Below are 24,246 nucleotides of genomic sequence, written 5' to 3' on the forward strand. Positions count from 1 at the left end.
CAAGGAGGACCCGTGGCCGCAAGGCGGGACCGTACCCATTATCTGTACATAGCGGTGATCGTAGCCGTGGCGCTCGGCATTCTGGTGGGCTTCGCCGCCCCCGGTGTGGCCGTCGAGCTGAAGCCGCTCGGCACCGGCTTCGTGAACCTCATCAAGATGATGATCTCGCCCATCATCTTCTGTTCGATCGTGCTGGGCGTCGGATCCGTCAGGAAGGCCGCCAAGGTCGGCGCGGTCGGCGGGCTCGCCCTCGGCTACTTCCTCGTGATGTCGACCGTCGCGCTGGCCATCGGCCTCGTCGTCGGCAACATCCTGGAGCCCGGCTCCGGCCTCCACCTGACCGAAGCCACACGCGGCGCGGGAGCCGCCCAGGCGGAGGGCGCGAGCGCGTCCCTGCCGGACTTCCTGCTCAGCGTCATCCCGACGACGATGGTGTCGGCGTTCACCTCGGGCACGGTTCTGCAGACGCTGCTCGTCGCGTTGCTCGCGGGCTTCGCGCTCCAGGCGATGGGGTCGGCGGGTGAACCGGTGCTGCGGGGCATCGGGCACATCCAGCGCCTCGTCTTCCGGATGCTCGCCATGATCATGTGGGCCGCACCGGTCGGCGCCTTCGGCGCCATGGCCGCCGTCGTCGGCGAGACGGGCATCGACGCCCTGAAGTCGCTCGCGGTCATCATGATCGGCTTCTACGTCACCTGTGCGATCTTCGTCTTCGTCATCCTGGGCGGGCTGCTGCGGCTGATCGCCGGCGTCAATCTGTTCGCGCTGCTCAAGTACCTGGGCCGCGAGTTCCTGCTGATCCTGTCCACCTCCTCGTCCGAGTCGGCGCTGCCGCGACTCATGGCGAAGATGGAGCACCTGGGTGTCAGCAAGCCCGTCGTCGGTATCACCGTCCCGACCGGCTACTCGTTCAACCTGGACGGCACGGCCATCTATCTGACGATGTCCTCGCTCTTCATCGCCGAGTCCATGGGCAATCCGCTCTCGGTCAGTGAGCAGATCTCGCTCCTCGTCTTCATGATCATCGCGTCCAAGGGCGCGGCGGGCGTCACGGGCGCGGGCCTCGCGACGCTGGCCGGCGGCCTCCAGTCGCACCGCCCCGACCTGGTCGACGGCGTCGGCCTGATCGTCGGTATCGACCGCTTCATGAGTGAGGCGCGTGCCATGACCAACTTCGCGGGCAACGCGGTCGCCACGGTCCTGGTCGGCACCTGGACGAAGGAGATCGACAAGGAGCGGGTGGGCCAGGTGCTGGCCGGTCAGTTCCCGTTCGACGAGACGACCCTGCTCAACGACGGCCACGGCGCGCCCGCAGAGGAGGCGCCGGAGCAGACCGCGCCGCCGCGCGGCCTCGACAAGGCCGGGGTCTGACCTCCCCCTCACCCCGAGCCGCACAGGACCGGCCCGTACGGAGACCACTCCGCACGGGCCGGTCCTGTGCGTCGCGGCCCGGTCCTGCCCGCGGCGGCCGGACGGCGCCTACCAGGCCACCGGCAGCTCGTTCGGAAAGCGCCGGATCGTCTCGGTGTCCCACGTCAGCTCCTCGGCCGGCACCGCCAGCCGCAGCCCGGGGAAGCGCGCGAGCAGCATCCCGATCGCGATCTCCAGCTCCGCCATCGCCAGCGGGACGGCGATACAGCGGTGGTTGCCCCAGCCGAACGTCATGTGCGGAGTGGCGGGCCGGTCCGGATCGAGGGCGTCGGGGTCGTCGAACCGCGCCGGGTCGCGATTGGCCGTCAGGTACGAGACATGGACGTACTCGCCCTGACGGATCGTCACCCCGGCGATCTCCACGTCCTCGGTGGCGAGGCGCGGAATGCCGACACCCTTGCGGAACGGGATGTGGCGCAGGAGTTCGTCCAGTACCCGGGGCAGCGTCTCCGGGCGGCTGCGGACCCGCTCCAGGAGCGCCGGCCGGGTGAGCAGGGTGTAGACGATGTCGCTGATCTCGCAGGTCGCCGTGTCGTTGCCGCTCAGCATGAGAGTCAGGGCCATGACGGCCAGCTCCTGGTCCCCGAGGACGTCATCCCCCTCCCGCGCCGCCGCCAGGGTGCTGATCAGGTCGTCACCCGGAGCGCGCCGCCGCTCCTCGGTCAGCTCCCGGAAGTACGCGAGCAGCTCCCGTTTGGCCGCCACCGCCGCCTCGCGCCGGTCGGGGGCGGTGGCCAGCAGCTGGTGCGTACACCGCTGGAGTCGTTCCCGGTCGGCCGGCGCGACGCCCAGCAGCTCGCAGATGGTCTCCTCCGGCAGGGGCAGCGACAGATGCCGGGCCAGGTCCGCGGGTGGGCCGTGCTCCTCCATGGCGTCGAGCAGCCTGCCGGCGACACCCGCGACGGCGGGCCTCATCCGTTCCACATGACGCTTGGTGAACGCCTGTGAGGCGAGACGGCGCAGGCGCGTGCTGTGCGGCGGATCCAGCACATTGACCGACTCGGCGGACACGATCGGCTCCGGGGTCATGCGCGGATAGTCCCGGCCGACGACCCCCGCGCGGCTCAGCCGCGCCTCGGTGGTCACCTGCCGGATCCCCTCGAACCCGGTGACCAGCCAGGCGGCTTCGTCCCCGTAGGGCAGCCGGATCCGGCTGACAGGTCCCCGGGACATCAGATCCGCGAGCGAGGGGTCGAACTCCAGGCCCTCGCTGAAATCGAACGGACAGCTGACCGCCCCGGCACCGGTCACGGTCCCGGCACCGGTCGCTGTCCCGGTCGCGGCTGCTGGCTCGGCCTTGGCCTCGGTCTCGGTCTCGCCGATTTCGGTCATCGCGTACTCCAGGACGGGACGGACGGGGCGCGTGCGGCCGTCCGGCCAAGTGGGGGGAGGGGGCGGGCTCTCAGATGGGTACCTCCATTCTTTCGGTGATATGCCTGATTCATGCCAAACGAACCCTCCCGGAGTCGGACGGGACGTCCTCGGGCCGGCCGCAGCACGGATGTTCTCGTCGTCGGCGCCGGGCCGACCGGCCTCACCCTCGCGTGCGACCTGGCCCGCCGCGGTCTGGTCCCCCTCGTGGTCGAGCGCGCCGGCCGGCTCTTCCCGGGCTCACGCGGCAAGGGCCTGCAACCCCGTACCCAGGAAGTCTTCGAGGACCTCGGCGTCATCGACGCCGTACGGGCCGCGGGCGCCCCCTTCCCACCGATGCAGACCTGGCGGGACGGGCGACGACTGGGCCGGTGGCCACTGATCGAGGAGGACCCCGGCGCGCCCGCCTCGCGGTACGCGCTCCCGTGGATGCTCCCGCAGTGGCGCACCCAGCGGATCCTGTACGACCGGCTGCGCGCGCTCGGCGGCCGCGTGGAGTTCGGTACCCGGCTCGTCTCCCTGACCAGGACCGCCGACCACGTCGAGGCCGGGCTGACGGCGGACGACGGCCGGACCCGTACGGTCACCGCCGCGTATCTCGTCGGCGCCGACGGCGGACGCAGCACCACCCGCGAGGTCCTGGGCATCCGGATGACGGGCGCCCCGCAGCCGCTGCGCTCGGCCCTGGTGGCCGACGTACGGCTGACGGGCCTGGACCGCGACGGCTGGCACATCTGGCCCGAGGCGCCGGGCGGCACGATGGCGCTCTGTCCGCTGCCCGGCACCGATGACTTCCAGCTGTCCGTCCATACGGACGACGCGTTCCCGGACGGCAGGAGGCCGGAGCCCACCCTGGACTGGGTACGCCGGACCGTCGCCGCCCGCAGCCACCTGGCCGCCGACGCCATCACCGAAGTCCTCTGGGCCTCGCACTACCAGCCGCGCACCGCGCTCGCCGAACGCTTCCGGGACGGCCGCGTCTTCCTGGCCGGGGACTCCGCGCACGTACACCCGCCCGGCGGGGGCCAGGGGCTCAACATCGGGGTCCAGGACGCGTACAACCTCGGCTGGAAGCTCGGCCAGGTCCTGCGCCACGGCGCGCCGCCCGCGCTGCTCGACAGTTACGAGGCGGAACGGCGGCCCGTCGCCGTCGCCGTCCTGGAACTGAGCACCCAGCTCTACCGGGCGGGCCGCGACCCCGACGGCGGCAGCGCGGACGCCCGCAGGCGCGGCCGGGTGACCCACCAACTGTCGTACACCTACCGCGAATCCCCGGTCACCGACGAAACACGGCCCCGGCTGCCCGAGGAGTCCGTCCAGGCGGGGGACCGGGTCCCCGACATGCTCTGGCCCACGGCGGACGGAGCGCCCCGCCGGCTCTACGACCTCCTCGCGGGGCCGGATCTCGCCGTGCTCGCCGTGGACTGCGACCCGCCCCGCGTCCCGGCGGGCGTACGGGTCCACCGGGCGGAGGGCCCCCTCGCCGGGAAGGAACTCGGCACGGGCCTCTTCGTCGTCCGCCCGGACGGCTACATCGGCATGGCGACGCGGGACCCGGAGCGGGTCCCGCGCTACCTGGCCGGGCTGGGCGCCGGCTGACACAGCCCGCCCGGCTCGCGACCGAGGTCCGGCGTACCGCCGCCGTCACCCCTGCGCGGGCCCCGGCTTCACGAGACGGACGCACACCGGATAGCGGTGCCACTCACCCCGGGAGGCCGCGACCGCCGCCAGGATCTGCAGGATCAGGCAGCCCACGAACAGCAGCAGGGCCAGGACGAATCCGATGCCGGGGATCAGCCCGAAGAGGATCGACGGGATCAGCACGGTGAGCTGGAAGTTCAGCGACTCACAGGACTGGTCCCGCAGGAAGTCGGTCCTCGCCGTGAGCATCAGGACGAGGGGCGGGATGAAGCAGAAGAGGGCCGGGAACGGCAGAGGGAGGAACAGCGCGAAGAGGAACGCCACCACGAGGGGTGACCAGTGCGCCAGCGCGGCGAGTGTCCGCTCGTTCGCCACGGCGGCCTGCTGAGGCCCGTATCCGGGCGGCGGTCCGGGCGGAGGCGGCGGTACCTTCCCCGGGCCTGGCGCGGGTCCGTACTGCCGCTGGTAGCGGAAGAGCTGACAGGAGTCGCAGCCGCACGTCTCGACGTCGTGCGGGCTCTGTCCCGGGCTGGGTTTCGCGTCCATGCTCCCGCAGCGTACAGCGGCCTACCTCCCAACGCCGCTTCATAGAAGGAGAGTTGACGGAAGTGTGGCCGGCGGACGCTGTCGCACCGCCGGCCACACGGAGAACGCTCTGTTGCGATCTTGGGTCAGCCCGTCGGCCGCGCTGTCACCCGGAGGCTGTCGAAGGCGGCCCGGAGCCGGCGGGCCTGGTTGTCCGCACCGGAGGCGTTGGGGTGCACGAAGGTGCACGCTTCACCGTTGCCGGGGAGCTGGCGGCACAGCTCGGAGGGCGGCGAGTCCGTCTGGTCGCCGTTCCCGGTGAGGTCGTCCCTGACCCCGTACATCCAGCGTTCCCCGGCGGGCGCGCACAGCCCGTGGTCGACGCTGGACTCGTACGTGTCGACATAGATCGCGCCGTGCTCGGCGGCCTGCCGGTCGATCAGGCCGTTGAGCTCGCGCTCCACGCTGTCCAGCCAGGGCATGTCCCCCTTGGCGACGGTGCCGAGCTGGCGCCAGACTCCCCAGGAGCAGCCGCTGTTGTGCGGCACGATGGCCGGGTAGCCGACGACCAGGACCTTGGCGCGCGGCGCCCGGTTCCGGATCGCCGACATCATCTCGCCGTACTCATGGTCGAGTTGGGCGAACTTGCCGGCCAGCCACTCCCGTCCCTCCCCTTCCGTGTAGTAGTTCGTGCACGGAGTGCCGAAGCCGAGCGTGGAGAGGCCGCGCTCCAGGCACTGGGTGACGAGCGCGCCGAATCCGAGCGTGTTCCCGCCGATGCCGACGCTCACGTAGTCGGTGTCGTGGTGGACGGAGTCGATCTGCGGACGCTTCTCCGGCCAGCCGCCCTCGGGGGGTACGGACGGTGGCCCGAGCAGTTTCGCGGACGGCTGCGGACCCAGGATGCCGTCCCACACCTCGGCCGCGCCGCAGGTCACGTCGGTCAGGCGAAGGCCCAGCTCCTCGGCCACCTGATGGGGGTAGTTACGGAAGGAACGGCCGCAGCCGTCGTTGTCCTCCCAGGGCCGGACGAAGACATTGGCGCTGTACGAGTCGCCCAGTGCCACATAACTCGGCGCCCGGCTGACGGTGGCCGGGCTGTCGGCGGCCTGCGCGGCCGGGGTCGAGCCGAACACGGACAGGGTGGCGGCGAACGCGGCGGCAGCCGCGAGCGACGCCCGGACGGTGAGGGACCTGCGGGTTCTGGTCATGCGGTGATGGCCCTTCGTGTCTGTGCCGCGGGCACATCCCCACGGCACAGACACGAACAGTAGCGGCGATGGAACAGAGTGTGAAGGATTCTCGTGCTGCATCCCTCCGACGAGCGGCCGCGCACGGACAAACCCGAACGGGTCCCTCACTTTCCGCGCCGGGTTGGTGGCGGGGTCGGCTGGGCCGCCCCGCCGCCCCTGGTCGCCCCGTTCCACCGCCGCGCGACCCGCCCGCCGGCCCGCGGGCCGGGAGCGCTCCCTCGGAGGGGGCCGTCGCCTCTCAGTAGCCGCGCCGGACGGCCAGTACGAGGGAGCCGCTGATGACGGTGACCGCGAGGGCATGAAGGGCCTGCTCCAGGAGGGGGTTCATGGGGCGGGGGCTTCCTCCTCTTGCCGAGGCTCATTTCGACTGCTTCGAGGCGGAGTCGGTGGAGGGCGGCGAACGCGCGGGTGGCCGATGCGAGGTCACGCATGTGGTCGTCGGCGTAGCCGGGTGGGGTATTCGCGCCGGGCTGCCTGTGGCGGTCGAGCAGCCGGTAGGCGTCCCGGTGAGTCTCCCGCGCGCGGTCGGAGTCGGTGTCGCCGACGTCCTGGCGCAGGAGCAGTCGCAGATGGCCCCGGAGTCTGTGCGTCGTACGGTCTCCCCACCCAGCCTCCAAGTTCCCCGGCGGATCCGCCTTCATTCTGACCGGCGACGCATGGACCACCTTCGTCGACGCCCTCACCGCCAACGACCTCGACGCCCCCCGCCCTTAGGCGGAGGAATCCGTGGGCCGCCCGTCTCGGGGCGGCCCACAGCCGCGTTGTCCTCTCAGGGCCACACCCGGACACCGGCCGGCCGGACGGGGCAAGCCGCCTCCTCATGGCAAGTCCGCGCGGGAAGGCCACCGGCGCCCCTGCGGAAATCCGGAAGACATATCGTCTCCGGGCCCGTAGATGTCAGCGTGCCCTCAGCCGGGCTTTCGTACCCTGACCGCCAGGACGACCGGGGTCGGCGTGCCGTGCTCGGCGATGCGCTCCAGCGTCAGCCCCGCGTCGAGGAAGGCGTGCAGAAGGTCGGGCAGCGGAAGGTGCGCGGCGCCGGCCTTGGACCGTACGGCTCCGTCCGCACGGGACGCCTCCGTCCACCGGCCGTCGAGATAGCCCGGACGGATCACCACCTCGTCCCGGTTGCGGCGGTCGGCGAACTCTCCGCAGAAGCAGGGGCGGAGACCGATGTGTACGAGCACCCCGCCGGGACGCTGACTGCGCCTGCACCGCCAGCCGTCCCACTGGGGCGCGCGGAGTCCGTGGAACTCAGGTCAGGGCGAAGCCTCCACGGCGACGTGGTTTCACCCTCGACACGGTGACGACCGCACCGAAGGTGCTGCTCTACGACGAGTTCGGCGTCCCCACCCGACGGTCAGGCACCGCAACGCTACGGCCGGCTCGGCGGCGAACAGCGCTCCGGTGAGGCTTTGGACGGAGTTATCCTCATGGGCGCCCGCCTCTACAGCCCCGAACCGGGCCCGTTCCTGCAGACCGACGCCGACCCTGTCGGCAGCGCCAACGTTTACGACTACTGGTCCCCGGCACGATCGGCAACGTCGCCTCCGCCGTGGGCGCCATCTATCGGATACTTGGGCGTTGGCAAGTCAAGAGGTTGTCTCACGTGACAAGTTCCGCGAGCTTCTTCAGTAGCTCGGGGGCGGTGGCCACGGCCAGACTTCGGTACTGCCGGTCGTTGCGATCCATGTACGGGATTGAGGCCACGGGTAGCACATGGCAGGCTCATGCCGCATGATCGATGAATTCGCGAAGGGCGCCCTGCACGGGAGACTGCGGCGGGACCGCAAGGCGCTGCTCTGGAAGCTCGACGGCCTGTCCGAATACGACGCCCGCCGACCTTTGACAGTGACCGGGACCAACCTCCTCGGCCTGGTCAAACACGTGGCCGGCGTCGAGGCCAGATATTTGGGCGAGGTCTTCGACCGGCCGTCCCCAGAACCGCTGCCTCGGTGGCAGGACCACGATGGCAGCGATCTGTGGGCGGCTGCGGACGAGGGGCGCGATCAGATCATCGAGTCCTACCGACGCACGTGGGAACACTCGGACGCGACGATCGACGAGCTTGCCCTGGATGGCCCCGGCCATGTGCCGTGGTGGCCGGAGCCTTATACCAACACGAACCTGTTCGCCATCTTGGTCCACGTCCTCGGCGAGACCAACCGGCATGCCGGGCACGCCGACATCCTGCGCGAAGGCGTGGACGGCCGAACCGGGATGCGCCCCGAACACGAGATGCAGATCGATGAGGACGCCCGCACCGCCTACCGCGCGAAGATCGAGCAGGCCGCCAGATCGGCCGCATCAGTCGAGGCATAGAAGGGTGCGCCGGACCACATGCTCTGCCGACCACCTGGGAAGCTTCAGTATTCCCTCCGATCGAAGCGCCGACGGCTGGTCGCGGCAGCCTGACAGCAGGCCGGGACGTGAGATGCCTCCCGGCCTCAGCCCTGGGGCGGCGCCTTGATCTGCTCCAGCACCCGAGTGGCGAGTTCCTCAATGGGCAGCTCTCCGTCCAGACTCACCGTGTCCGCCGGCAGCAAAGGGATCGCCGCCTCGCACCGGGCGATCTGGTCCTTGCGCCAGATCCGTGTGCGGGCGTCATGCTCCGGATCGTCCGGTGTGAAGGTCTGAGCGTCGATCCGTGCCCTCAGGACATCGGCGGACACCTCCAGGAAGAAGTGCTGCACCTCCGTGCCCGCACTCCGGGGTCACCATGGATCTCCCGCAGGTAGTCCGGATTCACCAATGTCATCGGCACCAGGAGCTGTCGGTCCTACTCATCGATGAGTCGCAGCCCCAGATCCATCACCGACCGGCGCCAGACCGCCAGGTCCTGAAAGTCTCCCGTCGGCACCGGCACGATTTCCCGGACCACGTAGCCGACCAGCTCCGGGTCGTAGACCAGTGCTTCGGGCAGGCGCTCGCTCAACTCCTCGACCAGCGTGGTCTTGCCACCCCCGAAGGGACCGTTCACCCAGACGATCGAACCGCCCATGGTCATCTCCCGGAACCCGCCTGCCGACACTGCTTCCGAAACGGTGACATCCCCGCTGAGTACGCGTCAGGGCCACGCGCCCCTGACGCGCGCCGATCAACGGCGGCGTCGGCGGTCGCGCTCGTCGCTTTCGGCGGTGACACGGGCCGAGGCAGAACGCGGAAATCCAAGATCACTTCTCGGCGTTCGATCGGCCGAGCGCCTGCGGGGCATCGGCCCTGACCGCCTCCAGCAGCTTCCGCCGCGACGGGTTCACCAGTGCCTTCCCGGCCACGGTCACCGTCGGTACGGTCTCGTACCCGTTCGCGACCGACCGGACGAACGCCGCCGCGTCCGGGTCCCGCCAGATGTTCACCTTGGTGAACCGCAGCGGGGTGAAGAGCAGGCTGAGGCGCAGTTTGACGCAGTACGTGCAGCCCGGCCGCCAGTACATGACCACGCCGTCGTGGTCATCGGTCATGAAGTCCCCCTCGTCGCAGGCATATCGGGGTGACTCTAGTGCTGTTCCCGGTCCCGCCCCATGGGTTTTTGTCCGGCTTCGGAGGTGGGTGATCCCCCGGGTGATCCTCGCCTCGGCGCCGGACAACGACGGCGGACGTGCCGGTGAATCGGCGGACACGCGACCGCGCCGCCGCCCGGATGAGCCCCGCTCTTCCGCGAAGAGCGCACAAAAAAGCCCCGGATCCGAATTGACGGCCGGGGTCATTCTCCGCGTATATTGGTTGTTTCCGTGCTCGCTCAACATATTGAGCGAGAGTCGTCCAACTCCGCACAGCGTATCGAACAGGGGCTGAATTGTCAACCGAGGAATTGCGGAACGAGCAGCAATTCGTTTCCGCTCTCTACGAGCGTCTCGACGCTCTCAGAGAGCAGGCGGAGACGGCTGTCCAGGCGTCGATCGGCCAGGTCAGCACCGGTCGACAGGCGCGAGTCGAGCGTGATATCAGCGTGGCGGAACAGTCCGGCCGGATCTCCTCGCTCAATGCCGTGGAGGCCGGTCTCTGTTTCGGCAGGATCGATGTCGGAGAAAGTGATCTCGGCGACGGAGGGATCCATCACATCGGGCGGATCGGAATGCGGCAGGACGACGCCGACCGCACCCCGCTGCTCATCGACTGGCGTGCTCCCGTCGCCCGGCCGTTTTATCTCGCCACCGGATTCACCCCGATGGGGCTGCGACGGCGCCGGCACATCACCACGCGGGAGCGCCGCGTCACCGCGCTCCACGACGAGATCATGGACCTTACCGACACCACGCGTACCGGCTACGAGGACCCGGACGGCGACGCCGTCCTGCTCTCCGCGCTGAATTCCGCGCGGACCGGCCGGATGAGCGACATCGTCCAGACCATCCAGGCCGAGCAGGACCGCATCATCCGCGCACCGCACCACGGGGTGCTGGTCGTCGAGGGCGGCCCCGGCACCGGCAAGACCGCCGTCGCGCTGCACCGGGCGGCGTATCTGCTCTACGCGTTCCGCGAGCAGCTCGCCCGCCGCGCCGTACTGATCGTCGGCCCCAACCCCGCCTTCCTCGGCTACATCGGCGAGGTGCTGCCCTCGCTCGGCGAGACGGGGGTGCTGCTCGCGACGACCGGGGAGCTGTTCCCCGGGGTACGGGCCACCGGGACGGACACCCCGGCGGCGGCCGAGATCAAGGGCCGGGCCGACATGGCCGAGGCGCTCGCCGGGGTGCTCCGGGACCGGCAGACCGTGCCCGACCCCGCCGAGGAGATCCACCACGACTACCACGGGACGCTGCTGCTGGAGCGTGCGATGGCCGAGGACGCCCGCGCGGCGGCCCGCCAGACCGGGCTGCCGCACAACCTCGCCCGCCCCTACTTCTCGTTCCAGATCATCGACGCCCTGACGTCGCAGCTCGCCGAGCGCATCGGCGCGGACCCGTACGGCGGTCCCAATCTGCTCGGTCCCGACGACATCGCGCAGCTCGGCAAGGAGATCGCCACCAGCCCCGCCGTGCACGAAGCGATCGACGTGTACTGGCCGCTGCTCACCCCGCAGCGGCTGATCACGGACTTCCTCGCCGATCCCGGCCGGCTGCCGGACGCCGACGCCGAGCTGATCCGTCGCGCGCCCGGCGGCGCGTGGACCCCGGCCGACGTACCGCTGCTGGACGAGGCGGCCGAACTGCTCGGGGAGGACGACAGCGCGGCCCGCGCCGCCGCCGAGGCGGAGCGCCGGCGGCAGGTCGACTACGCGCAGGGCGTCCTCGACCTCTCGGCCGGCTCGGAGACCTACGAGTTCGAGGACGAGGGGGACTCGGAGATCCTCGCCGCGCACGACATCATCGACGCGGAGCGGTTCGCCGACCGGCAGGAGGAGGCCGACACCCGCAGCGCCGCCGAACGCGCCGCCGCCGACCGCACCTGGGCCTTCGGGCACATCGTCGTGGACGAGGCGCAGGAACTGTCCGCCATGGCCTGGCGGCTGCTGATGCGCCGCTGCCCGAGCCGCTCCATGACCCTGGTGGGCGACCCCGCGCAGACCGGCGACGCGGCGGGCAGCGACTCCTGGCAGCAGATCCTCCAGCCGTACGTCGGTGAGCGCTGGGAGCTGGCGAGGCTCGGCGTCAACTACCGCACCCCCGCCGAGATCATGGAGGTCGCGGCCGGGGTACGGCGGCTGACGGATCCGCTCTTCGAGCCGCCGAAGTCCGTACGGTCCACGGGCACGGGCCCGGTCGTACGCTCCGTACCGCAGGCCGATCTGGCGCGTACGGCGGCCGGGCTGGTGTCCGCCTACCGGGCAGACCACCCGGACGAGGGGCGCCTCGCCGTGATCGCCCCGGCGACCCTGCTGCCCGCCCTCGCGTCCCAGCTCCCCGACGCCTCCTGGGGGCCCGCCCCGGACCTGACGCGTCACGTGGTCCTGCTGAACGCCCGGCAGGCTAAGGGCCTCGAATTCGACACGGTCGTCGTGGTCGACCCGGAGGCGATCCTGGACGGCACTCCGCGCGGCACCAACGACCTGTACGTGGCGCTCACCCGGGCCACCCAGCGGCTCGCCGTCGTCCGCGACGCGGACACGCCGCCCCGGCTGCCGGTACGGTGACCGCGGCATCAGCAGCGGAGCGAGGGGACACAGATGGCGGACACCGAAGCACTCAGGGCAGCGTTCGACGAGTTCGATCTCGACAAGGACGGACAGATCACCGCGGCCGAGTTCCGGAGTGTGATGGCGGGACTGGGCGACACCACCCTGTCGGAGGCGCAGGCCCAGGCGCTGCTCGACGTCGCGGACGCCGACGGCGACGGGCGGATGACCTGGGACGAGTTCGTGGCTCTGCGGAGCCGCTGAGCGGTTCCGGGGCCGGTGGTTCCGGGCCGGTGGTTCCGGTCCTGATGGTTCCGGTCCGAGGGGCTGGGGCCGATGTCCCGGGCCTGGCCGTGGCCCCTCCGGAGCGGATCCGGAGGGGCCACGGGACACGGGGGCGGCGCCGAGCCCGTCGGCCAGGGGGACCGGCCAGGGGTCAGGCCGGGCGCAGCCAGATCGTCGCCAGCGGGGGCAGCGTCAGCTGGATACTCGCCGGGCGGCCGTGAGCACCCACCGATTCCGGCTTCAGCGGCTCGGGGTTGAGGACGTCGCTGCCGCCGTAGCGGGCGCCGTCCGTGTTGAGGATCTCCGTCCAGGCCGAGAACTCCTCCGGTACCCCGAGCCGGTAGTCGTGGCGCACCACCGGTGAGAAGTGGGAGACCGCCAGCAGGGGCGAGCCCGACGCGTCGAAGCGCAGGAAGGCGAAGACGTTGTCCTCGCCGGCGTCACCGTCGACCCAGGAGAAGCCCTCGGGCACGGTGTCCCGCTGCCAGAGCGCGGGCGTCGCGCCGTAGACCGTGTTGAGGTCGCGGACGAGATCCCGTACACCCCGGTGGTCGCCGGACGCCTCGTACGACGGGTCGAGGAGCCACCAGTCCGGGCCGTGGCCCTCGGACCACTCCGCGCCCTGGGCGAACTCCTGCCCCATGAAGAGCAGTTGCTTGCCGGGGTGGGCCCACATGAAGCCGAGGTAGGCGCGTTCGTTGGCGCGCTGCTGCCACCAGTCGCCGGGCATCTTGGAGACCAGCGCCTGCTTGCCGTGCACCACCTCGTCGTGCGAGATCGGCAGGACGTAGTTCTCGCTGTACGCGTACACCATGGAGAAGGTCATCTCGCCGTGGTGGTACTTGCGGTGCACCGGCTCCTTGGCGACATAGTCCAGCGAGTCGTGCATCCAGCCCATGTTCCACTTCAGCCCGAAGCCGAGACCGCCGAAGCCGTCCGGGCCGACGATGTGGGTGGCGCGCGTGACACCGTTCCAGGCGGTGGACTCCTCGGCGACGGTCACCACACCCGGGCAGCGGCGGTAGACGGTCGCGTTCATCTCCTGGAGGAAGGCGACGGCGTCCAGATTCTCCCGGCCGCCGTACTGGTTCGGCGACCACTGGCCGTGCTCGCGCGAGTAGTCGAGGTAGAGCATCGAGGCGACCGCGTCGACCCGCAGCCCGTCGATATGGAACTCCTCGCACCAGTACACGGCGTTCGCGACCAGGAAGTTCCGGACCTCCGTGCGGCCGTAGTCGAATTCCAGCGTGCCCCAGTCGGGGTGCTCGGCCCGCTGCGGGTCGGCGGGCTCGTACAGCGGACGGCCGTCGAACTGGGCCAGCGCCCACTCGTCCTTCGGGAAGTGCGCCGGAACCCAGTCGACCAGCACCCCGATGCCCGCGCGGTGCAGCGCGTCGACCAGATACCGGAAGTCGTCCGGGGTGCCCATCCGGGACGTCGGCGCGTAGAAGCCGGTGACCTGATAGCCCCAGGAGCCACCGAAGGGATGCTCCGCGACGGGCATCAGCTCGACATGGGTGAAGCCCAGGTCCCTGACGTAGGCGGGCAGCTGCTCAGCCAGCTGATGGTACGTCAGACCGGGTCGCCAGGAAGCCAGATGCACCTCGTACACGGAGAACGGCGCCTCGTGCACGGGCCGGTCCGCGCGGTGCGCCAGCCACTCCTCGTCGCGCCACACGTGGTGCGACTCCGTCACGATGGACGCGGTGGCCGGCGGCACCTCGGTGCGCCGGGCCATCGGGTCCGCGCGCAGCGTGTGCGACCCGTCGGGGCGCGTGATGTCGAACTTGTAGTGCGCGCCGTCGCCGATCCCCGGTACGAACAGCTCCCACACCCCGCTGGAGCCGAGCGAGCGCATCGGCAGGCTCGTACCGTCCCAGTAGGTGAAGTCGCCGGTGACCCGGACGCCCCGCGCGTTCGGCGCCCAGACGGTGAAGCGGGTGCCGGTCACGCCCTGGTGGACCATGGGCTGCGCGCCGAGTGCCTTCCACAGCTCCTCGTGCCTGCCCTCGCCGATCAGATGCAGATCGAGATCCCCGAGGGCGGGCAGGAAGCGGTACGGGTCCTGGGTCTCCAGCTCGTCGACCCCCGGGGCGTCGCCGTAGCGGACGAGCAGGGTGTAATCGGGCACGGCGCCCAGTGGCAGGACACCGGAGAAGAAGCCGTCCCCGTCGTCGGCCAGCTCGGTCCGGACACCCTCGGCGATGACGGTCACGGCGCGCGCGTACGGCCGCAGCGTCCGGAACGCCACGCCGTCCTCCACCGGGTGCGCGCCCAGCAGCCCGTGCGGGTCGTGGTGCGAGCCGGTGAGCAGCCGGTCGCGGTCGCCGTCGTCCAGCGGTCGCGCGGCCGGCACCCCACGGCCGCCCGGGCCGCGCTTGGCCGGGGTCGCGGCGGGGGTCGTGGCCGTGGTCCCGCGCGGCGGCCCCCCGGCCGGCCCCGTGGCTTCCGCCGGCCCCGTGGTTTCCGCCGGACGCGTGGCTCGTGCCGGGCCCTTGGCTCGCGCCGGGCTCTTCGCCGGCTCGCCCGCCGGGCCCTTGGCCGTGGCCGGGGCCTTGCGCGGCTCCTTGCCCGGATCCTTGCGCGGCTTGGGGGCCCCGGCCGCGGCGGTCTTCGGGCGCTTGCGGCGCGACTGCCCCCGCTCCTCGGCCGGGGAGGGAACCGGGGCGGGGAGGGAAGAGATCGGGTGCTCGGGCTCGGACGGACGGTCGGACGGCGGGCGGGCGGTCACGGGGGCTGCCTCCTCGGCGGGCTTCGTACGGCTTCGTCGTGTGGTGAGCGGGCGGGTAGGAGCGGGTGGGTAGGAGCGGATGGCCAGGAGCGGATGGACAGGAGGATGGCGCCGGAGCGGGGAGACGGCCTGGGCCGGCGGGCGGTGGCCCGGCCCCGCCGCCTCCGGCGTCAGACGCCGTCCGCCAGTCGGCGGATCGCCGCCATCGGGACCGGCAGCCAGTCCGGACGGTGCCTGGCCTCGTACAGCACCTCGTAGACCGCCTTGTCCGTCTCGTACGCGCGCAGCAGTTCCGGTTCCGCGCGCGGGTCGGTGCCCGAGGCCGCCGCGTATCCCTCGCAGTACGCGTCCCGGCAGCGCGCCGCCCAGTCGGGACGCCACGGTTCGTGGGAGCGGGCCGCGTAGTCGAAGGAACGGAGCATCCCCGCGACATCGCGGACCGGCGGCTGCGGGCGGCGGCGCTCCGCGAGCGGCCTGGCGGGCTCGCCCTCGAAGTCGATCACCGACCACCTGCCGTCCGGCGTCCGCAGGGCCTGCCCCAGATGCAGGTCCCCGTGGACGCGCTGGGCCGGCCGGCCGCGCCGGGCCTCGTCCAGCCCGGCGAGCGCGTCGAAGGCGGCGCGCAGCCCGGGAACGTACGGCCCCAGGGCGGGTACCGCCTGTGCGGCGGACTCCAGACGCTCGGCCATGCCGCCGGCCAGCTGCGCCGTCTGCGCACGGCCCAGCGTCACCGTGGGCAGGGCCGCGGCGAGCGCGGTGTGCACCTCGGCGGTGGCCTGCCCCAGCGCGCGGGCCTCGGAGGTGAATTCCCGGCCCTCGGCCAGCGCCGCCAGCGCCAGCTGCCAGCCGTCCCGCGAACCGCGCAGATACGGCTGGAGCACCCCGAGCGTGAGGACGTCCCCGCTGCCCGCGGGACCGCCCGCCTCGAACCAGGCGACGGGCGCCGGTACGCGCTCGCAGCCTTCCGCGGCCAGGGCCAGGGGCAGCTCCAGGTCCGGGTGGGGACCGGGGAAGACCCGGCGCAGGATCTTGAGGATGTAGGCGTCCCCGTACACCAGGGACGTGTTCGACTGCTCGGCGTCGAGCAGCCGGCCGGTCAGCCCGGACGGGACCGTGGACGCCCGGTCGAACCGCAGCGGACCGAGGGCGCCCGGTGTGCGCAATCGTTCCAGCAGCAGTTCGGCGAGGACCGGATCGTGCAGTCCTTCATAGACGGTCCGGCCGGCCAGCGGTCCCTGTTCCGCGTGGCCGATGAGGGCCGGCGCCAGGGACGGCGGCAGCGCCTTGCGGACCCCGATGAGCAGCTGGTAGCAGTCACCGGCCGTCGGCGAGACCGCTGACGGCGTCGCGGACGGGGTGGTCGAGGGCTTCGACGACGGAATCGACGGCGGCGGCCCGGAGCCGCCCCGCTGCTCGACCCGCACCAGCAGATGCAGCAGCCCCGGCCCCCCCGCGTGCGGCGGCAGCAGCTCGGTGACCGTCACCGGTACGAAACCGGTGATCGGGCGGCCCTTGCCCGCGAACCAGCGCTGGCGGGGCAGCCAGTCATGGAGCAGCGGAGCGAGCGAGTCGACCAGAGCCCTCGCGTCAGTGGCTGACACGGCGGGCGAGGCGGCGGCGAAGCGCGCTCCACCGCGGTCGTGGTCGTCCTGGGCCGGGGGTGCGCTGGGCTGGTGCCGGTGACGGTCACTCTCGTGCATACCCGGACCGATCCGGGTGGATGCAGCCTTCGACATGGCATCGCGTCCTTTCCCCGGGCACACCACAGGATGCGCAGAGTGTCCCGGATTGCGGCAATGGCTGTCCGGCTGTGCGGGACGTGTCGGGTGAGGATGATCCGTACGGCGTGATGCCGGCCCTGATCCGTACGCGATCTCTCCGTGATCCGTACGAAAATTCCGTACGAAACTCGATCGAACTGGATGTGGGGAGGGTGCCCCGTGCGAAGCGGCGGAAACCGCTCCGCACGGGCCCATGGGTTAACGCCGTGTCACGAGGACGCGGTGTCCTTCCTGAGGCGGAACCAGTAGAAGCCGTGGCCCGCGAGAGTCAGCAGGTAGGGCCACTCCCCGATGGCGGGGAAGCGCACCCCGCCGATCAGCTCCACCGGATGGCGGCCGCTGAACTCCTTCAGATCCAGCTCGGTGGGCTGTGCGAAGCGTGAGAAGTTGTGCACGCACAGCACCAGGTCGTCGCCCTGGCCCTCCACCGCCGAGGGCGCCTCGCGCAGGAACGCGAGCACCGCCGGGTTCGACGACGGCAGCTCCGTGTACGAGCCGAGGCCGAAGGCGGGGTTCTGCTTGCGGATCTCGATCATCCGGCGGGTCCAGTGCAGCAGCGAGGACGGCGACGCCATCGACGCCTCCACGTTGGTGACCTGGTACCCGTAGACCGGGTCCATGATCGTCGGCAGGTAGAGCCGGCCGGGGTCGCTGGAGGAGAATCCCGCGTTCCGGTCGGGGGTCCACTGCATCGGCGTCCGTACGGCGTCCCGGTCGCCGAGCCAGATGTTGTCGCCCATGCCGATCTCGTCCCCGTAGTAGAGGATCGGGGAGCCGGGCAGCGACAGCAGCAGAGCGGTGAACAGCTCGATCTGGTTGCGGTCGTTGTCCAGCAGCGGGGCGAGGCGGCGCCGGATGCCGATGTTGGCGCGCATCCGGGGATCCTTCGCGTACTCCGCGTACATGTAGTCGCGCTCTTCGTCCGTGACCATTTCGAGCGTGAGCTCGTCGTGGTTGCGCAGGAAGATGCCCCACTGGCAGCTCGTGGGGATCGCCGGGGTCTTCGCCAGGATCTCCGAGACCGGGTAGCGGGACTCGCGCCGTACGGCCATGAAGATGCGCGGCATCACCGGGAAGTGGAACGCCATGTGGCATTCGTCGCCGCCCGACGTGTAGTCGCCGAAGTAGTCGACGACGTCCTCCGGCCACTGGTTGGCCTCGGCGAGGATCACCGTGTCCGGGTAGTTGGCGTCGATCTCCTTGCGGACCCGCTTGAGGAACATGTGGGTGGCAGGAAGGTTTTCGCAGTTGGTGTTCTCCTGCTGGTACAGGTACGGCACGGCGTCCAGCCGGAAGCCGTCGATGCCCAGGTCCAGCCAGAACCGCAGCGCGGAGATGATCTCCTCCTGCACCGCCGGGTTCTCGTAGTTGAGATCCGGCTGGTGGGAGAAGAAGCGGTGCCAGTAGTACTGCTTGCGCACCGGGTCGAAGGTCCAGTTGGACGTCTCCGTGTCGACGAAGATGATCCGGGCGTCCTGGTACTGCTTGTCGTCGTCGGCCCAGACGTAGTAGTCGCCGTAGGGCCCTTCCGGGTCCTTCCGGGACTCCTGGAACCACTCGTGCTGATCGCTCGTGTGGTTCATGACGAAGTCGATGATCACGCGCATGCCGCGCTGGTGCGTGGCGTCGACGAACTCCACGAAGTCGGCGAGATCACCGAATTCGGGGAGCACCGCCGTGTAGTCGGACACGTCGTAGCCGCCGTCGCGCAGCGGCGACTTGAAGAACGGCGGCAGCCAGAGGCAGTCGACACCGAGCCACTGGAGATAGTCCAGTTTGGCCGTGATGCCCTTGAGGTCGCCGATGCCGTCGCCGTTGCTGTCCTGGAATGAACGCACCAGGACCTCGTAGAAGACAGCACGCTTGAACCAGTCGGGATCGCGGTCCTTGGCCGGGGTGTCCTCGAAGGTGTCCTGAACGGGCTCGTTGACGATCATGATGTGGGTGACCCTCCGATCGGCGGGGTGGGTCGCAGGACGACGATGTGCGCGGGCGTGACGCCCGGCTCTAGGCGCACATAGTTGGCCCTGCCCCAGTGATAGGTCTCGCCGGTGAGCTCGTCGCGCACCGGAACGGTCTCGTGCCGGTCCAGGCCGAGCCGCTCCATGTCCAACGAGACCGTCGCCTCCTGGGTGTGGTGAGGGTCGAGGTTGACGACCACCAGAACGATGTTCGAACCCGCGCGCTTGCTGTACGCGATCACCGCGTCGTTGTCGGCCTGGTGGAAGTGGATGTCACGCAGCTGCTGCAGCGCGGGATGCCGCCGCCGGATGCGGTTGAGCGTCGTGATGAGCGGGGCGATGGTGCGGCCCTCGCGCTCGGCCGCCTCCCAGTCCCGGGGCCTCAGCTGGTACTTCTCCGAGTCAAGGTACTCCTCGCTGCCCGGCTTGGCCGGGGCGTTCTCGCACAGCTCGAAGCCCGCGTACACCCCCCAGGCGGGCACCATCGTCGCCGCCAGCACGGCCCGCGCCTCGAACGCCGGACGGCCGCCCTCCTGCAGATACGCGTGCAGGATGTCCGGCGTATTGACGAAGAAGTTTGGCCGCATGTACGAGGCGGAGTCACCCGAGAGCTCGATGAGGTAGTCGGTGAGCTCCTGCTTGGAGTTGCGCCAGGTGAAGTAGGTGTACGACTGCTGGAAGCCCACCGCGCCCAGCGTGCGCATCATCGCCGGCCGGGTGAAGGCCTCGGCCAGGAAGATCACGTCGGGGTCGGTGCGGTTGATGTTGCCGATGACCTTCTCCCAGAAGAGCACCGGCTTCGTGTGCGGATTGTCGACACGGAAGATCCGCACGCCGTGGGACATCCAGTGGCGCAGGATGCGCGTCGTCTCCCGGACCAGCCCGCGCAGGTCGCTGTCGAAGGCGATCGGGTAGATGTCCTGGTACTTCTTCGGCGGGTTCTCGGCGTAGGCGATGGTGCCGTCCGCGCGGTGGTGGAACCAGTCCGGGTGCTTCTCGACCCAGGGATGGTCGGGGGAGCACTGGAGCGCGAAGTCGAGCGCGACCTCCATCCGCAGGGTGCGGGCCGTCTCCACGAAGTGGTCGAAGTCCTCGATCGTGCCCAGGTCGGGGTGGATCGCGTCATGACCGCCGTCGGCGGAGCCGATCGCCCAGGGGACCCCGACGTCCTCGGGGCCGGGGTCGAGGGAGTTGTTGGGCCCCTTGCGGTGGGTGGTGCCGATGGGATGGATCGGCGGCAGATACACGACATCGAAACCCATCGCGGCCACGGCGGGCAGCCGCTCGGCGGCCGTTTTGAACGTGCCGCTGACCGGCGGCTCGCCCTTCTTGACGACCGCGCCCTCGGAGCGCGGGAACAGCTCGTACCAGGAGCCGTACAGCGCTCTCCTGCGCTCCACCAGCAGCGGCGCGGGGCGCGAGGAGGTGACCAGCTCGCGCAGCGGATGGCGGGCCAGCGCGGCATCCGCCTCCGGGGAGAGGGCGGCGGCGAGCCGCGCCGTGGCGGACAGGCTCTTGTCGCGCAGGGCGTCCATGGCGGCCAGCACGGCCTCCCGCCCGTCGCGCTTCGGTACGCCGGCGGCGGCGCGCTCGTACAGCTCGGCACCCTCCGCGAGGACGAGGGCGGTGTCGATGTCCGCGGGGATCTTGATCCCGGCGGCGTGGCGCCAGGTGGCGACGGGGTCGCTCCACGCCTCGACGGTGTAGGTCCAGCGGCCTTCCTCGGTGGGGGTGACCTCGGCGCCCCAGCGGTCGGTGCCGGGGGCGAGCTCATGCATGGGGGTCCAGGGGCCGGGGCGGCCACCGGGGTCCAGGAGGACGACATTGGCCGCGACGGCGTCGTGGCCCTCGCGGAAGACGGTCGCGGTGACCTGGAAGGACTCACCGCTCACCGCCTTCGCGGGGCGTTTTCCGCAGTCGACGAGCGGGCGTACGTCCAGGACGGGAATGCGACCAATCAGCGGTTTCACTGGATCACCTGAGGGCAGTGCGGGCGTGGCAGGCAGGGCGGGTGCGGCGCGTGCGTCGGATATGACAGGTGTGCCGCGTATGACAGGCGCACCGCGGGTGGCAGGCGTGTCGACCGTGGCAGGTGCCCCTGTTTGGGCACGTTGGGGCGTTTTGCGGGCCTTTGCTGTTCTTTGTAGCTGCTCGGTATACGACTGGGAGGCTGCGGGCATGGCCGCTCCTGTCCGCGTTCACTCGAATAGCGCTGCGTTCGTGTGGAAACGCGCTCGTGTGCCGTGCGTACCGGTGGAGCCTTCCCATACTTTTCGGGTGGGCAATCCGGCTGGTTTGTTAACTACTAGGTCGTAGCTGGCAAGGAGACGGTCAACTGACAGCGTTCCTTCCTCGCGGGTGTCGCCGCCTCTCCCTACGTGTTGCCGCTGCCGGGCGCTCGAACCGGTGCGCGAGTGCGCGAATGCGCCGTGGTTCCGGGGGGCCGGGTACGACTACCTTCGGAGGGACGGGGGGACGTACACCGTGGTGCGTCCCTTGTGGCTCGTATGTCCCCTGCGAAGGTGGAACACGTGAAGGCAATCCGTCGGTTCACCGTCCGCCCCGTCTTGCCCGAACCACTACAACCGCTCAGCGACCTCGCCCGTAATCTGCGCTGGTCCTGGCATATCGAGACCCGTGAACTCTTCGAGTCCGTCGACCCCGCCGGATGGCGGGCCGCCGACGGCGACCCCGTACGGCTGCTCGGAGCCGTATCCGCCGCGCGCCTGGCCGAGCTGGCCTCGGACCGGCCCTTTCTGGAGAGACTCGCCGCCGCCGCCGGGGATCTCGACGCCTATCTGCACGGCGAGCGCTGGTACCAGGAGCGCGACGGCGACGGCGCGGAGCTGCCCGCCGCCATCGGTTACTTCTCGCCCGAGTTCGGCGTCACCGCGGCACTGCCGCAGTACTCCGGCGGTCTCGGTATCCTCGCCGGCGACCATCTCAAGGCCGCCAGCGACCTCGGCGTCCCCCTCGTCGCCGTCGGCCTGCTCTACCGGCACGGCTACTTCCGCCAGTCGCTGTCCCGGGACGGCTGGCAGCAGGAGCAGTATCCGGTCCTCGACCCCAACGAACTGCCGCTGACGCTGCTGCGCGAGGAGGACGGCACCCCCGCCCATGTCGTCCTCACCCTGCCGGGACGGCGGACCCTGCGCGCCCGCGTCTGGCAGGCGCGGGTCGGCCGGGTCCCGCTGCTCATGCTCGACTCGGACGTCGAGGAGAACGGTCCTGGCGAGCGCGACGTCACCGACCGGCTCTACGGCGGCGGCAGCGAGCACCGGCTGCTCCAGGAGATGCTGCTCGGCATCGGCGGGGTCCGGGCCGTGCGGACGTACTGCCGGCTCACCGGCCACCCCGCCCCCGAGGTGTTCCACACCAACGAGGGCCACGCCGGATTTCTCGGCCTGGAACGCATCCGTGAACTCGCGGACACCGGAGTCGGCTTCGAGGCCGCGCTGGAGGCCGTCCGCGCCGGCACGGTCTTCACCACCCACACCCCCGTGCCCGCCGGGATCGACCGCTTCGACCGGGGGCTGGTCGCCCGCCACTTCGGGGACGACGGCGAGCTGCCCGGCGTGGACGCCGAGCGGGTCCTCGGGCTCGGCATGGAGACCTACCAGGGCGGTGACCCCAACGTCTTCAACATGGCCGTGATGGGGCTGCGCCTCGCCCAGCGCGCCAACGGCGTCTCCACCCTGCACGGCGCGGTCAGCCGGGAGATGTTCGCCGGGCTCTGGCCCGGCTTCGACCCGGCGGAGGTCCCGATCATCTCGGTGACCAACGGCGTGCACGCGCCGACCTGGGTCGCGCCGGAGATCACCCGGCTCGGCGCCCGGCGGCTGGGAGCGGCCCGTACCGACGACGCGCTGTCCGTGGACGGCTCGCCGCGCTGGGACGCCGCCGCCGAGATCCCCGACGGCGAGCTGTGGGGCGTACGGAAAGCCCTGCGCGAGCAGCTGGTGGCGGACGTGCGCAAGAGGCTGCACGCGTCCTGGCGGCTGCGCGGCGCCGAGGCCGCCGAGCTGGGCTGGATCGACGGGGTGCTCGACCCCGACGTCCTCACCATCGGCTTCGCCCGCCGGGTCCCCTCGTACAAGCGCCTGACCCTGATGCTGCGCGACCGCGACCGGCTGCGGGCCCTGCTGCTCCACCCCGAGCGGCCGGTCCAGATCGTCGTCGCGGGCAAGGCGCACCCGGCGGACGACGGCGGCAAGCGCCTGGTGCAGGAGCTGGTCCGGTTCGCCGACGACCCGCGGGTCCGCCACCGCATCGTCTTCCTGCCCGACTACGGGATGGGCATGGCGCGCACGCTCTACCCGGGCTGCGACGTCTGGCTGAACAACCCGCTGCGGCCGCTGGAGGCCTGCGGCACCAGCGGGATGAAGGCCGCGCTCAACGGCTGTCTCAACCTGTCGGTGCTGGACGGCTGGTGGGACGAATGGTTCGAGCCGGACTTCGGCTGGGCCATCCCGACGGCCGACGGCGCGGCCGACGAGAAGCGCCGGGACGAGCTGGAGGCCAACGCCCTCTACGAGCTGATCGAGGACCGGGTCGCGCCCCGCTTCTACGACCGGGACGGCGGCGGGCTGCCCGACCGCTGGATCGAGATGGTCCGCCGCACCCTGGTCGCCCTCGGCCCGAAGGTGCTCGCGGGGCGGATGGTGCGCGAGTACGTGGAGCGGCTGTACGCCCCCGCCGCGCGAGCCCACCGCGCGATGGACGCCGACACGGCGACGGAGCTGGCGGCCTGGAAGTACCGCACGCGCACGCTGTGGCCGTACGTCTCGGTCGACCACGTCGAAGCCGTCTCGGCGGCGGCCGCCGGCGGCACGGCCGAGCTGGGCTCCACGCTCTCCCTGCGCGTCCGGGTCGCCCTCGGCGAACTGCGCCCGGACGATGTGGAGGTGCAGGCCGTCGCGGGCCGGGTCGGCGCGGACGACTCGATCGCGGACGCGGAGACGTTCCCGCTCAAGCCGGCCGGCGGCCCGAACGGCGTGCCGGACGGTGAGGGCCGCTGGGTGTACGAGGGGCCGCTCGCCCTGGACCGTACGGGCCCCTACGGGTACACCGTCCGTGTCCTGCCCGCGCACCCGCTGCTCGCGACCAGCGCGGACCTGGGGCTGGTCACGCTGCCGACGGAGACGACGGGGGAGGGCGCGGGGGTGCTGATGCGCTGATCGCGCGTCGCGCGTGCCGCGTCTTACGTGTCGCGCGT

Annotated in this window: 18 protein-coding genes; 6 read left to right on the forward strand and 12 right to left on the reverse strand. The window is 71.0% G+C overall.

The features are described from left to right. Positions 1-12: 12 nt before the first annotated feature. The gene (locus ACIBAE_RS01700; protein ID WP_399281744.1) at positions 13-1,371 is read left to right on the forward strand and encodes a cation:dicarboxylate symporter family transporter; all 1,359 of its coding nucleotides are present in this window, start codon (positions 13-15) and stop codon (positions 1,369-1,371) included. A 108-nt stretch (positions 1,372-1,479) separates the two neighbouring features. On the opposite strand, the gene ACIBAE_RS01705 is transcribed toward ACIBAE_RS01700, so the two are convergent. Further along, positions 1,480-2,763: a cytochrome P450 gene (locus ACIBAE_RS01705; protein ID WP_399281745.1), complete on the reverse strand. Its 1,284-nt coding sequence runs from the start codon at positions 2,761-2,763 to the stop codon at positions 1,480-1,482. 111 nt (positions 2,764-2,874) lie between these two features. Here ACIBAE_RS01705 and ACIBAE_RS01710 point away from each other — a divergent pair, with 111 nt between their 5' ends. Further along, positions 2,875-4,401: an FAD-dependent monooxygenase gene (locus tag ACIBAE_RS01710; RefSeq protein ID WP_399281746.1), complete on the forward strand. Its 1,527-nt coding sequence runs from the start codon at positions 2,875-2,877 to the stop codon at positions 4,399-4,401. 45 nt (positions 4,402-4,446) lie between these two features. Here the strand turns inward: ACIBAE_RS01710 and ACIBAE_RS01715 are convergent, their stop codons facing one another. From ACIBAE_RS01715 to ACIBAE_RS01725, 3 genes are all read right to left on the reverse strand, one after another. Then, positions 4,447-4,989 (reverse strand): DUF4870 domain-containing protein, encoded by a 543-nt coding sequence (locus tag ACIBAE_RS01715; RefSeq protein ID WP_399281747.1) that lies wholly within the window; start codon positions 4,987-4,989, stop codon positions 4,447-4,449. A gap of 125 nt (positions 4,990-5,114) precedes the next feature. Continuing rightward, on the reverse strand, positions 5,115-6,179 hold the full coding sequence (locus ACIBAE_RS01720) for an SGNH/GDSL hydrolase family protein (protein ID WP_399281749.1): 1,065 nt from the start codon (positions 6,177-6,179) through the stop codon (positions 5,115-5,117). A gap of 950 nt (positions 6,180-7,129) precedes the next feature. Further along, positions 7,130-7,408, reverse strand: coding sequence for a hypothetical protein (locus ACIBAE_RS01725; RefSeq protein WP_399281750.1), 279 nt, complete (start codon positions 7,406-7,408; stop codon positions 7,130-7,132). A 550-nt stretch (positions 7,409-7,958) separates the two neighbouring features. Between ACIBAE_RS01725 and ACIBAE_RS01730 the strand changes: the two genes are divergently transcribed. After that, on the forward strand, positions 7,959-8,543 hold the full coding sequence (locus ACIBAE_RS01730; RefSeq protein ID WP_399281751.1) for a DinB family protein: 585 nt from the start codon (positions 7,959-7,961) through the stop codon (positions 8,541-8,543). Positions 8,544-8,668: 125 nt separating this feature from the next. Here the strand turns inward: ACIBAE_RS01730 and ACIBAE_RS01735 are convergent, their stop codons facing one another. The 4 genes from ACIBAE_RS01735 to ACIBAE_RS01750 form a co-directional block, all read right to left on the reverse strand. Beyond that, positions 8,669-8,914: a hypothetical protein gene (locus ACIBAE_RS01735; RefSeq protein WP_399281752.1), complete on the reverse strand. Its 246-nt coding sequence runs from the start codon at positions 8,912-8,914 to the stop codon at positions 8,669-8,671. 86 nt (positions 8,915-9,000) lie between these two features. Continuing rightward, the gene (locus tag ACIBAE_RS01740) at positions 9,001-9,222 is read right to left on the reverse strand and encodes a hypothetical protein (protein ID WP_399281753.1); all 222 of its coding nucleotides are present in this window, start codon (positions 9,220-9,222) and stop codon (positions 9,001-9,003) included. 172 nt (positions 9,223-9,394) lie between these two features. Then, a complete protein-coding gene (locus tag ACIBAE_RS01745; protein ID WP_399281754.1) occupies positions 9,395-9,682 on the reverse strand; it encodes a glutaredoxin domain-containing protein in 288 nt (95 codons plus the stop codon). A 338-nt stretch (positions 9,683-10,020) separates the two neighbouring features. Further along, on the reverse strand, positions 10,021-10,278 hold the full coding sequence (locus ACIBAE_RS01750; protein WP_399281755.1) for a hypothetical protein: 258 nt from the start codon (positions 10,276-10,278) through the stop codon (positions 10,021-10,023). Positions 10,279-10,296: 18 nt separating this feature from the next. On the opposite strand from ACIBAE_RS01750, the gene ACIBAE_RS01755 reads away from it, so the two are divergent. Both ACIBAE_RS01755 and ACIBAE_RS01760 read left to right on the forward strand, forming a co-directional pair. After that, positions 10,297-12,291 carry a HelD family protein gene (locus ACIBAE_RS01755; protein ID WP_399281756.1) on the forward strand — a complete coding sequence of 665 codons (1,995 nt, stop codon included), beginning with the start codon at positions 10,297-10,299 and terminating at the stop codon, positions 12,289-12,291. A gap of 33 nt (positions 12,292-12,324) precedes the next feature. Next, positions 12,325-12,537: an EF-hand domain-containing protein gene (locus tag ACIBAE_RS01760; protein ID WP_399281757.1), complete on the forward strand. Its 213-nt coding sequence runs from the start codon at positions 12,325-12,327 to the stop codon at positions 12,535-12,537. Positions 12,538-12,709: 172 nt separating this feature from the next. On the opposite strand, the gene glgB is transcribed toward ACIBAE_RS01760, so the two are convergent. From glgB to ACIBAE_RS01780, 4 genes are all read right to left on the reverse strand, one after another. After that, the gene (glgB, locus tag ACIBAE_RS01765; protein WP_399281758.1) at positions 12,710-15,289 is read right to left on the reverse strand and encodes a 1,4-alpha-glucan branching enzyme; all 2,580 of its coding nucleotides are present in this window, start codon (positions 15,287-15,289) and stop codon (positions 12,710-12,712) included. 170 nt (positions 15,290-15,459) lie between these two features. Continuing rightward, entirely contained in the window at positions 15,460-17,025 is a 1,566-nt protein-coding gene (locus tag ACIBAE_RS01770) for a maltokinase (RefSeq protein ID WP_399281759.1), read from the reverse strand. Positions 17,026-17,279: 254 nt separating this feature from the next. Next, entirely contained in the window at positions 17,280-19,007 is a 1,728-nt protein-coding gene (treS, locus tag ACIBAE_RS01775) for a maltose alpha-D-glucosyltransferase (RefSeq protein ID WP_399281760.1), read from the reverse strand. After that, positions 19,004-20,992, reverse strand: coding sequence for a maltotransferase domain-containing protein (locus tag ACIBAE_RS01780; protein ID WP_399281994.1), 1,989 nt, complete (start codon positions 20,990-20,992; stop codon positions 19,004-19,006). The genes treS and ACIBAE_RS01780 overlap by 4 nt, the downstream gene beginning before the upstream one ends. Positions 20,993-21,562: 570 nt before the next feature. On the opposite strand from ACIBAE_RS01780, the gene glgP reads away from it, so the two are divergent. Then, positions 21,563-24,208, forward strand: a complete 2,646-nt coding sequence (glgP, locus tag ACIBAE_RS01785; protein ID WP_399281761.1) for an alpha-glucan family phosphorylase — start codon at positions 21,563-21,565, stop codon at positions 24,206-24,208. Positions 24,209-24,246 lie beyond the last annotated feature (38 nt).

Source organism: Streptomyces sp. NPDC051569, from assembly GCF_044454085.1.
GTDB lineage: Bacteria > Actinomycetota > Actinomycetes > Streptomycetales > Streptomycetaceae > Streptomyces.

Bases quoted from the DNA above. Each gene is read 5' to 3' on its own strand.
- ACIBAE_RS01705 (WP_399281745.1), bottom strand. From the start codon at position 2,763: ATGACCGAAATCGGCGAGACCGAGACCGAGGCCAAGGCCGAGCCAGCA.
- ACIBAE_RS01710 (WP_399281746.1), top strand. From the start codon at position 2,875: ATGCCAAACGAACCCTCCCGGAGTCGGACGGGACGTCCTCGGGCCGGC.
- ACIBAE_RS01715 (WP_399281747.1), bottom strand. From the start codon at position 4,989: ATGGACGCGAAACCCAGCCCGGGACAGAGCCCGCACGACGTCGAGACG.
- ACIBAE_RS01720 (WP_399281749.1), bottom strand. From the start codon at position 6,179: ATGACCAGAACCCGCAGGTCCCTCACCGTCCGGGCGTCGCTCGCGGCT.
- ACIBAE_RS01730 (WP_399281751.1), top strand. From the start codon at position 7,959: ATGATCGATGAATTCGCGAAGGGCGCCCTGCACGGGAGACTGCGGCGG.
- ACIBAE_RS01740 (WP_399281753.1), bottom strand. From the start codon at position 9,222: ATGGGCGGTTCGATCGTCTGGGTGAACGGTCCCTTCGGGGGTGGCAAG.
- ACIBAE_RS01745 (WP_399281754.1), bottom strand. From the start codon at position 9,682: ATGACCGATGACCACGACGGCGTGGTCATGTACTGGCGGCCGGGCTGC.
- ACIBAE_RS01750 (WP_399281755.1), bottom strand. From the start codon at position 10,278: ATGGATCCCTCCGTCGCCGAGATCACTTTCTCCGACATCGATCCTGCC.
- ACIBAE_RS01755 (WP_399281756.1), top strand. From the start codon at position 10,297: ATGCGGCAGGACGACGCCGACCGCACCCCGCTGCTCATCGACTGGCGT.
- ACIBAE_RS01760 (WP_399281757.1), top strand. From the start codon at position 12,325: ATGGCGGACACCGAAGCACTCAGGGCAGCGTTCGACGAGTTCGATCTC.
- ACIBAE_RS01770 (WP_399281759.1), bottom strand. From the start codon at position 17,025: ATGTCGAAGGCTGCATCCACCCGGATCGGTCCGGGTATGCACGAGAGT.
- treS (WP_399281760.1), bottom strand. From the start codon at position 19,007: ATGATCGTCAACGAGCCCGTTCAGGACACCTTCGAGGACACCCCGGCC.